Genomic DNA, 7456 nt, shown 5'->3' with positions numbered 1-7456 from the left:
CCGTCACTGTCCGATTTCAGGGGAGTAGCTCAGTCAGCATACTCGGCATGCTGCCCGCTCCGACCGGACGCATGGCGGAAGGTCGCGCCCGACGGCGCCGCGCCGCCCCCACGGTCTGTCATCGCGGCCGGCGCCCAGAAGTATCTGGTCTTTCTTGCCCCTTGATCGAGGGCCGGGGAACGGCTTGTTGGACGCTTCAGGTCAGCCATGGGCGCGTCATGGACGGGGCGGAGTTCGAAGGCGGGAAGGGCGACCCCATCGGCAAGGGCGGCGCAGTTCAGGCGTGCCGTCGCCAGGGCCCGCGCTGCCGGGCCTGAAAATCTTCGATCCCAACCTGCGTCAGCGTCTTTGGCAAAGCGTGGACAACATGCGCCGCGGCCCGATGGAGGCGGCTGCGGATATTGTCTTGCCCAGCTTCGACGACGAAGCGCAGGTGTTCGGCGATGCCGACCTTGCCACCTGTGCCGAACGCTGTGCAGCGCTTGGGTGCAGAATGGTCATCATCAAGAACGGCGGTGACGAGATGTTCGGGCTGTCAGGCGGAGTGGCAAAGCGGTTTGACGGGGTGATACGGCTGCGTCCGGTGGACAGTACGGGCGCAGGGGACGCATTCAACGGTGTCTTCGCCGCCCGACTGTTTGCCGGCCATACAATCGCGGGGTCGGTGAAAGCTGCCCATCGCGCTTCGTCGCAAGTCATCATGCATCCGGGTGCGCTTTTCCTATNCTGAAGGCCGGGGCTGTCCTTTCCCGGCCAGACTTATCGCATGGCTTGCGTGACGGGGATGCTGAGCGCGGTGAAGCCGTTCAGGACTGCAACGCGGATCTGGAACACTACGATCTGACGGCCGAAGTCCCGGGCGGGCAGGCGCTGGCCTAGCAGCTCGACGCAATGCGTTTTGGTTTCGGCCCGGCTTCGGCGGTGATTGCCGCTCGATCGTCGCCCGATGGGGCGCCCAACCCGCGTCGAGGTGCGCAGGATCGATGGCCCGGCGGTGTCGGCCTTCCACGGCTTGGCGTTCTTGCGGGGCGGGATGATCGCGGCGGCGCCTCGGGTGTCGAAGGCGCCATGGGCGGTGACGGTGGCGATCTCCTTTTCAGGCGGGATCTGGTTCCTGTCGCACCAGCCTCCCACGGCATGGCCGGATCGAACCAGATCGTCAGAGAGCCACAGCGCTTCAGCGCTTTGTTGTAGCTCGGCCAGTTACAGGTCTTGTAGGTCGGAGGTGTCGGTCTGCTCATGCTGCCCAATTATCACGCTGGATTCACAAAAGGAATCCAGCGCTGGATTTGGGCAACAGAGCCGAGGACAAACTTGACGTCTGAAAGCAATCGCTTCTGCCCATTCACCGGACGGCGGGCGGGAAGCGGTGGGACGGCACTTCGGTGTGATACCCGGCAATCTGCAAGGGCGGTCATTCGCTAACGTGTCGTCGAGATGACGAATGGTACTGGGTTCTGTCGCAAACGCTGCCAGATGCGTGATTACGGAGTTTACCCGGGACTGCGGACGCAATGGGCGAGCCATGACCGTTTCTCGAATCTCTAGAGTTCCTTGATGAAGTCGATGGCCGGCTAATTGATGATCATGGCGCGCTTTGGACGCAGAAAAACCCCGTGATGGCGGGGCGATGGTTGCGGGGCTTGAATATTGCCCGCTTGCTCGAATCGAGACCGGGGCGCAGGCTTGTTTCTTTACGAGTTGGAGAGTGACAATGCAGACCTCGGTTCTCGCTTTGGCGCTTGCCTTTTCGGCGGGTGCTTCACAGGCAGCGACGCTGACATTCGATAGTCTTGTCGAATATATGCCAGAAGACTTCACCTGGATGGAGCAAGGCTTCTATGGCGATCCCTCAATGTACTATACCCCCGGGGAGGGCACCATCCACGGCCCGGGCGGTCCAGCTTGGCCTAGCGCGACAATACAGCGGGACAGCTTGTTTACCCCCTTGTCTATCGATGTAGCTGGCCATGGCGGGCTCAACGAGGGACCACAGGATTGGGAAGGCGAAATCGAGCCTTTTGACAACCTCATGTTCGAAGGCCTTATAGACGGAAAATCTGTCGCATATGTGGCCATGGCTATGGGAGTGGGTGGCAGTTCCTTTACCTATCATTTCGGCCCGGAATTCCGCGGTATCAACGAGTTGATAATCAGTACGCCACTAGATTTTGTTGACCATCCGTCAGGCTTGGGGTGCGCGGATTGCTCTGCCATCGTCTACGACAATTTGAGCTACACCCTCGCCCCCGTTCCGCTGTCATCAAGCGCTCTGATGCTTGCCTCGGGGCTAGCCTTTGCAGCCGCTATCCGCCGCCGACGGTGAATGACACGATGCACGCGTATCAAGAGCCGATTAGCGCCCCACCTCGTCTGATCCGCTGCGCATTCGTTTCGTATCTGCTGGCATCAATTCAATGGAAAACGGCTGCTCATGTTTCTTCCGGGAACAAATGCCGGAGAGACTTCTTCTTCGTGCAAACCGAGAAGCGATTACTGGGTGCACCGCTTTCCTGGTCAGCCTGCCGGGTTTTCGGATCAGAACCCATCGTTGATCACTCGACGACTTCGGAGAGTGACGATGAAGACGCTTCTGGCGGCCGCATCTCTTTTGATCAGCATGCCCGGCGCAAATGCACCGATACAGACCTTCGAATTGCCCCGGAATTCGGAGATGGTGGGGAATGGTCCGAGCAAGGCTTCGCCGGTGATTTGGTCTCCCCGCTTTACGATGGGCGTACGGAGATAAACGGGCCCGGCGGAGCCCTTAACGGTGTCGAGAACATTACAGCGATCGCCGTGAAATCGGGCAAAAATAGGATCGCTATATCTGGGGGCGCTTGGTCCAATTCGATCCTTCATCCGATCGGCTTGAACAGCCGCATGGTGAGAATGGTTCCCTGACCATCGGGTGACGGGCTGACGTTTTCAAGAACTACGTCCGAAGTCATGCCCTCGATGTCGATCGCGCCCCTTGAGGCGGTCTTCAGATCGCCGGCGCTGGTCAAGCCGTCCACCAGCAAGCGCACATAGTCTCCGCCCGCTTCGGCCTGTCCCTCGATGTGGTCCGATCCATCCAGCTTGAGAATGGCTTTGGTCATAGCGTCCTCCTGACATCTGCATCAAGTTCTCCTGACCAACGCAGTCTCGCGCGTCTGGGTCCAAAGACACCGCCCCACGTTCCCTTCGCAAATCGAACGGCGCGACAGCGCTTGGGAAAAGAGGGCCGTTTTGGGCATTGCAGCCACAGGTGATGGAGAATCTCTTCAAAGTCGCGAACGCGAAGATGCGAGAATCTGACCGGCCGAATTGCGTCAGAAAGGGTCAACCTTGCGCATCACAGCATCCCCCGGCCCGATCAGTCCATTCACTACAATGATGAACTTCGCGCAGCGGCTCGGAAAACTGACGGCGCTCGGAGCGCATCGGACGCTTGCGCTGCACGATGGCTCCACGCCCAACGCGCTGGCCATGACGCCACCCGCCGAACACCAGTTTCAAACCGGCAGATCCTCGTTATGGACGAGGCACCAGCGGGGATGCATGTCAGGGGTCGAGCTGTCCTCGTCCCAATCCTCGGCCGTTCCTTTGCCAAGGTTTTCGAAGGTCGGGGGTGCGTGCTCGTGCAGCGCCGCCGCCATGGCGAGAACCATAGTCCGCATCGACACTCTCCACTCATTGATGGTGAAGGCTGCGCCGCCGCGCCCATTCGAGCAAGCAAGCGGACGGGAACAAGCTTCTGTCCGGGCGGTTGCGGCAGGCCAAGGGCGAGTGGATGCGCGATGAACGAGACGACGACTCCCAACCGGGCCCGGCACCCGCGCCGGTTCGGATTTCCCGTCAAGGTGATGGGGCGCGCGGATATTCCGAGCCATGACACCCGACGCTGGCAGCAAGGGCCGCATCTGAAGACATCGATCGAACATGTGGACCGGGTTCTGGACTATCTGGCGGGGGTGGGCATCGACATGTATCGCCTTTCCTCGGATCTTGCGCCCTATGCCACCCATCCGGACATGCCGCAGTTTCACGGCATGGTGGCTGAAAGCGATGCCGAACTGGCGGCCCTTGGCCGGAAGGCACGGGCGCTGGACATGCGCCTGTCGTTCCATCCGTCGCAATATGTGCTTCTCAACAGTCCGGATGCCGAACTGACGCGGAAAAGCATCTGGGACTTCAGCTCTCAGGCCGAGATGCTGGACCGCATGGGGATGGGGCCGGAGGGGGTGCTCGTCACCCATGTCGGCGGGGTCTACGGCGACCGTGAGCAAAGCCGCGCCCGATGGATCGAGGGGTATGAGCAATGCCCCGAACATGTGCGCCGCCGTCTTGTGCTGGAAAATGACGACATCCGGTTTTCGGCTGCCGATGTTCTGTGGATTCACGACCGCTGCGGGGTGCCGCTGATCTTCGATTACCAGCATTTCTGGTGCCTGAACCCCGAACGGCTGGAATTGCGCGCAACCGTGAAGCGTTTCGTCGACTCCTGGCCCGCTGGGGTGCGGCCCAAGATCCACTTTTCCTCTCCGCGCACCGAGATGCGCGAGATGAAGCGAAAGCTGACGGCGGCAGAGCGCGATGCGCTACCGGCGAATGCGAAGACGCGGGTAAAGACGGTTCTGGTGCCGCCGATCTGGACGGGACATGCCGATTTCACCAACCCGTTCGAATTCGCCACCTTCATGCGCGCCGCGGCGGGGCTGGAATTCGATGTGATGCTGGAGGCGAAGGCGAAGGACGTTTCGCTGCTTCGGTTGCGGGGCGATCTGGCGCGATATGCCCCGGATGTGGCGGCAGAGTTCGGGATCGCCCCCGGCGATGCTGCGGAGCCATAGCGGCATCCGGTGAAAGCGGCTTGGCGTCACGATGCCGGCGGCATAAGGTGCGGGCGGCTCCCCACCCACCGACAGGCAGGGAATTCCTCGCAGGGATGTTCCGATGCGAAACTCAATCCTGAAATCAACGCTCATCGCCGCGCCGCTGCTGCTTGCGATGCCAGTGCTCGGTCATGCGCAAGGCGTCTGGACCGCCGCGCCGGACCAGATCGACGGCAGCCTGCGCGCCGGGTCGCGCGAGGTGCCCGTGCAACCGGGCGACAAGACGCAGCTTGCGGTGCGCAACGTGACGCCGGGCGCGTCCATCACCGTCCTGCGCGGCACCGAGCTTCTGACGCCCGAGCCGCTGGTCGCCGATGAAAAGGGCGCCGTCGCGGTGCCGATCCAGGTTCCGGCGGATGCGGAGGTTGGCAACCAGCCGCTGACGGTCATTTCGCAGAACCCTGCGGGCGTGGCGCTGGTGAACCTGAAGCTGTCCAGGGTCGTGGCGCCGCTGAATGTCGACGCCTTTGATCTGGCGACGGCCGAGGTGGGCGAGCGTGCCTATCAGGCCGACATGTCGGCGGATGGCAAGCTGTTCGTCGCCTCGGCCCGCGGCCCGAACGAGGAAAGCCGTCTGGTGCGCCTGAATGCCGAAACGCTGGAACTGGAGGCCGAGGCCGAGATCGCGCCCTCTTCCGATCCGAAGGACGGGCTGATCGACGTCTTCGGCGTCGAGGTGGACGATGCGCATGGCAATGTCTGGACCATCAACACGCTGAACGAGACCGTCACCGTCTATGGCGCGGACGATCTGAAGGTGGTCAAGGCGTTCGAGGAAGGCTCGATTGCCCATCCGCGCGACATCCTGATCGATCAGGACGCAAGTCGCGCCTATGTCAGCGTCGGGCTGGGCGACAAGGTTGCCGTCTATGACACCGCCACGCTGGAACGGGTCGGCACGCTTTACTTCGAGGCGGAAGGCGGGCGCGATCATTTCGGATCGATGACGCTGGCGCTGGACAAGGCAAGCGGGCGGCTCTGGTCGGTCAGCCGCGACACGCCCTTCGTCGGCTGGGTCGATGTGAACACCGGCGCAAGCGACAGTTTCGAAGTGCCGCAAATCGTCGGGGGATCGGGAATCGCGCATGATCCCGAAACCGGGCGCATCTGGCTGACCGGGCAGGAGTCGGACAATGTCGTTCTGATCGACGAGGAGGGCGAGGTGATTGCCGATACCTATGTCGGCGCTGGCGGGCTGAGCATCGTGTGGGACCCGGTGACGAAGCAGGCCTATACCGCGACGCGCGCCGGTGGCACCATTGCCGTGCTGGATGCGGATGCGAAGCTGGTCGCGAACCTGCCCCTTGGCGATCTGCCGAACGAGGTGTCGCTGGGCACGGATGGCACCGTCTTTGCCGTGGCGATGTATGGCACGCCGGGCGACGACGACCAGACCGGAACGATCACGCGCATCACGCCCAAGCGCTGATCAGGCGCGCAGCGTCGCGCCACCATCGACATAGAGGTCGGCCATGGTGACATGGCCCGCCTCGTCCGACAGAAGGAACATCGCGGCGTTCGCGACATCCTCGGCGGTCGCAAGCTTGGCCAGCGGGATGCCGGTGCGATGGCTGGCCAGATCGCCCGCGATGACCTTTGCCGCCCCGTGTTCATCCGCCCACATCCCCGTCTGCATCGGCGTCAGGGTCGATCCAGGGGCGAGGATGTTGCAGCGCACGCCATGCGCGGCCAGTTCCAGCCCGAGGCAGCGGGTCAGCATCGTCGCAGCCGCCTTCGACGCGGCATAGGCGCCCATGTTCATCCGGGGAATGCCCGCTGCGTTCGAACTGACGACGACGATGGCGCCGCATTTGCGACCGACCATCGCCGCGCCCATCGCGCGGGTGACTTTGAAGGTGCCGCCTGCGTTGATGTCCATCACGCGAGCCCATTCCTCGGGCGAGGTGTCCAGAACGGAAAGGTTCGACACGATCCCCGCCGCATGGACGCCCAGCGCCAGCGGCCCAAGCCGCGCTTCGGCTTCGGTCACTGCATTGCGGACGGCTTCGGCATCGCGGACATCCAGCGCGTGCCAGATCGTGCCATCACTCTGCGGGTTCAGGGCGGCGAGCGCCTCGGGGGTGTCGGTGGCGAAGACCTTTGCTCCGGCGCCCCGCAGCTTTGCGACGACCGCCTGGCCGATCCCGCCCGCCGCCCCCGTGACGAAGGCGGTGCGATCCGCAAACCCGTTCAGTTGCATGCCCGACCTCCGATATGCCCGGTGCAGGAATGCCCCGGGCGGTGGGCGAAGGCAACGACGAGGTCAGCTGCGCGAGCGTTTGGCGAACAAGCCGCGGACGATCTCGGCGGCGACAACTGCGATGCGCAGAAGACAGCGGCGAGTCAGTCGGGTCGTGGCATGGCGGTCCGGACGGGGAGTCTGGCGCTGCGCAGGGTGATTCCAGCCCGGAAGGTGCAGATTCTTGTCACCGACAAGGATGGACCGCAGGATGTAAGCGTGATCGTCGCAGCGTAACGTCAAGTTTTATTGGGGTTTTGCGCGGTACGTTAAGAATTTTCATTTTTCCTCTTGCGAGTGTTGGTTCGTATCCGTAGATACCGCTTCACCGCAGCGGAGA

General features: G+C 62.6%; 7 protein-coding genes and 1 pseudogene. 4 read left to right on the top strand and 4 right to left on the bottom strand.

Annotation, left to right across the window (positions count from 1 at the left end; all coding sequences use genetic code 11):
- The first annotated feature begins 283 nt into the window (after positions 1-283).
- Positions 284-730 (top strand): carbohydrate kinase family protein, encoded by a 447-nt coding sequence (locus E2K76_RS19795; protein WP_136686161.1) that lies wholly within the window; start codon positions 284-286, stop codon positions 728-730.
- A gap of 29 nt (positions 731-759) precedes the next feature.
- On the opposite strand, the pseudogene E2K76_RS19790 reads toward E2K76_RS19795, so the two are convergent.
- Positions 760-1113, bottom strand: a pseudogene (locus E2K76_RS19790) (IS5/IS1182 family transposase); the annotation flags it as partial.
- Between the two features lie 601 nt (positions 1114-1714).
- Between E2K76_RS19790 and E2K76_RS19785 the strand changes: the two are divergent.
- On the top strand, positions 1715-2326 hold the full coding sequence (locus tag E2K76_RS19785; protein ID WP_136686160.1) for a hypothetical protein: 612 nt from the start codon (positions 1715-1717) through the stop codon (positions 2324-2326).
- A 532-nt stretch (positions 2327-2858) separates the two neighbouring features.
- Here the strand turns inward: E2K76_RS19785 and E2K76_RS19780 are convergent.
- Positions 2859-3101, bottom strand: a complete 243-nt coding sequence (locus E2K76_RS19780) for a hypothetical protein (protein ID WP_136686159.1) — start codon at positions 3099-3101, stop codon at positions 2859-2861.
- 396 nt (positions 3102-3497) lie between these two features.
- Positions 3498-3662: a hypothetical protein gene (locus E2K76_RS20515; protein WP_169053413.1), complete on the bottom strand. Its 165-nt coding sequence runs from the start codon at positions 3660-3662 to the stop codon at positions 3498-3500.
- Positions 3663-3782: 120 nt separating this feature from the next.
- On the opposite strand from E2K76_RS20515, the gene uvsE reads away from it, so the two are divergent.
- Together uvsE and E2K76_RS19770 are read left to right on the top strand one after the other, a co-directional pair.
- Positions 3783-4835, top strand: a complete 1053-nt coding sequence (uvsE, locus tag E2K76_RS19775) for a UV DNA damage repair endonuclease UvsE (RefSeq protein WP_136686158.1) — start codon at positions 3783-3785, stop codon at positions 4833-4835.
- 103 nt (positions 4836-4938) lie between these two features.
- Complete coding sequence (locus tag E2K76_RS19770) at positions 4939-6306, top strand: YncE family protein (protein ID WP_136686157.1); 1368 nt, start codon at positions 4939-4941, stop codon at positions 6304-6306.
- Here the strand turns inward: E2K76_RS19770 and E2K76_RS19765 are convergent, their stop codons facing one another.
- A complete protein-coding gene (locus E2K76_RS19765) occupies positions 6307-7077 on the bottom strand; it encodes an SDR family oxidoreductase (protein WP_136686156.1) in 771 nt (256 codons plus the stop codon).
- Between the last annotated feature and the right edge of the window lie 379 nt (positions 7078-7456).

The sequence above is a fragment of the Falsirhodobacter xinxiangensis genome, assembly GCF_004959935.1.
Classification (GTDB): domain Bacteria; phylum Pseudomonadota; class Alphaproteobacteria; order Rhodobacterales; family Rhodobacteraceae; genus Falsirhodobacter; species Falsirhodobacter xinxiangensis.
This window is presented reverse-complemented; position numbering and strand designations above follow the sequence as displayed.

What these genes read in the sequence shown, in the direction of transcription:
- E2K76_RS19785 (WP_136686160.1), top strand. Translation starts at nt 1,715, where the DNA reads ATGCAGACCTCGGTTCTCGCTTTGGCGCTTGCCTTTTCGGCGGGTGCT.
- E2K76_RS19765 (WP_136686156.1), bottom strand. Translation starts at nt 7,077, where the DNA reads ATGCAACTGAACGGGTTTGCGGATCGCACCGCCTTCGTCACGGGGGCG.
- E2K76_RS19770 (WP_136686157.1), top strand. Translation starts at nt 4,939, where the DNA reads ATGCGAAACTCAATCCTGAAATCAACGCTCATCGCCGCGCCGCTGCTG.
- E2K76_RS19780 (WP_136686159.1), bottom strand. Translation starts at nt 3,101, where the DNA reads ATGACCAAAGCCATTCTCAAGCTGGATGGATCGGACCACATCGAGGGA.
- uvsE (WP_136686158.1), top strand. Translation starts at nt 3,783, where the DNA reads ATGAACGAGACGACGACTCCCAACCGGGCCCGGCACCCGCGCCGGTTC.
- E2K76_RS20515 (WP_169053413.1), bottom strand. Translation starts at nt 3,662, where the DNA reads ATGCGGACTATGGTTCTCGCCATGGCGGCGGCGCTGCACGAGCACGCA.